Origin of the sequence: Halobacillus sp. BBL2006 (assembly GCF_000786645.1) — a bacterium.
Taxonomy (GTDB): domain Bacteria; phylum Bacillota; class Bacilli; order Bacillales; family Halobacillaceae; genus Halobacillus.
The window spans coordinates 1-1,573 of sequence record NZ_JRNX01000701.1 but is presented as its reverse complement, the minus strand read 5'-3'; the positions used below and the strand labels follow the sequence as shown (position 1 = coordinate 1,573).

Here is a 1,573-nt window from a genome sequence, read left to right as displayed (position 1 = left end):
TCCACCCCCTTCCCCGCCGGTGCAGGTGAAACTTCAAGGACCTGAAGTTGACACACTTATCAAGGAAGCAAACCGGGTGAAAGATCAACTTGGGGAAATTGAAGAAGCAGAACTTACTACCATAAATGCGGGAAGCGGACAGCCCTTCCTTCGCTATAATCCAGATCGTGAACTATTAGCCCAAAACAATATTTCTATAGATCAAGTAACCTCACAAATTCAGCTAGCCAATACAGGAATTCCGTTAGGTACTTTCGATAACGGTGTTGAGCGTCTGCCAATCGAGGTCATCCTCAATGACGGTGAAGCAGAGGGAGTAAATCTAGAAGAATTGAGTGTTGTAAGTGGCACGCAAAGTGGAAACCAACCACCAGCTTCTTTCTCACTAGACGAGGTTATATCAGTAGAAGAAACCGAGCAAGTGGGAGTGATCCCCCATTTGGATGGAAAAAGAACGATTACCATCAACGCCTATCCGAAAGAAGGGTCCGAACAAGCCTTTACAAGCGAAGCAAATCAGGTGATCGAAACGATAAAAGAGGACTTGCCAGCGAATTATTCATTAGTCGAAAGTGGGCAAACGGATGCACAAACAGAGTTTTTCATCGAAGTTTCCAAACTATTCGTGATCGTTTTGTTCCTGATTTATCTAACCATAGCCATCCAGTTCAATTCTTTATTGATGCCGCTTCTCATTACAGGTACTGTTTTCCTAGCTATTACCGGAGCCATTATTGGATTGTTTGTATCCGGTCAGCCTCTAAGTTTCCTAGCAACACTCGGAATTGTATCGCTCTCAGGAATTGTAGTAAGGAATTCAGTTATTCTAATTGAATTCATTGAACAGAACCGAGGGGAGTACTCTTCTTTGATCGAAGCTGTCATTGAAGCAGGCCGAGCTAGAATCAGACCGATAGTTTTAACTTCATTAACATCAATCGCAGCCTTGACTCCAATTATTTTTACCGGAGATATACTATTTAAACCGTTGGCCGTTTCGATTGTAGCAGGACTGATGTTCTCTACAGTTCTAACCTTATTACTTGTGCCAGCCTTCTATCTAATCATCAAGCGTCCTAAAAAGAAAACGACATGAGTAAAATAAAACGAGCTCCCATTCGTGGGAGCTCGTTGCTTATTTTTTCAAATCATCTAGAATCATATCTAAAACGTAATGAGCGGATTGAAACAGTTCTTTAAATCGTTTTCTGTGTATATCTAAATAATAACTATGCAAAATGATCATTTCCATATTTTCATGAGTTGATTTTACTTGATTGGGATGGACAGTAGCTTTTCTGTTTTTCACGAACGCTTCTGCTTCATCTCTCCAAGTATTATTCAATTCGAACATTGGTTTGGTCTCATGTTTCACCTTATCAAAAAAAGCATGATCTTTTTTATCAACTGGACCTTCTGTATTAACAAACCGTAAGTGACTTTGGTCAATGAGTTGTTTAAGTTCTTCTGTATGTTGCTTAAGGGACACCTTGATCCACACCTTTTTTCTTTACCTTATCACGTAAAGAAATATGACAGCAAACCTTTACCCCGCCGATCTCCGTTTTGCTTG

At 40.4% G+C, this 1,573-nt stretch carries 2 protein-coding genes; one reads left to right on the top strand and one right to left on the bottom strand.

What is annotated here, in order from left to right:
• Positions 1 to 1,096: efflux RND transporter permease subunit (locus tag LD39_RS18530; RefSeq protein ID WP_035551503.1), on the top strand; the 1,096-nt coding region annotated here is incomplete at its 5' end.
• A 39-nt stretch (positions 1,097 to 1,135) separates the two neighbouring features.
• Here the strand turns inward: LD39_RS18530 and LD39_RS18525 are convergent.
• A complete protein-coding gene (locus LD39_RS18525) occupies positions 1,136 to 1,489 on the bottom strand; it encodes a YppE family protein (RefSeq protein ID WP_035551500.1) in 354 nt (117 codons plus the stop codon).
• Between the last annotated feature and the right edge of the window lie 84 nt (positions 1,490 to 1,573).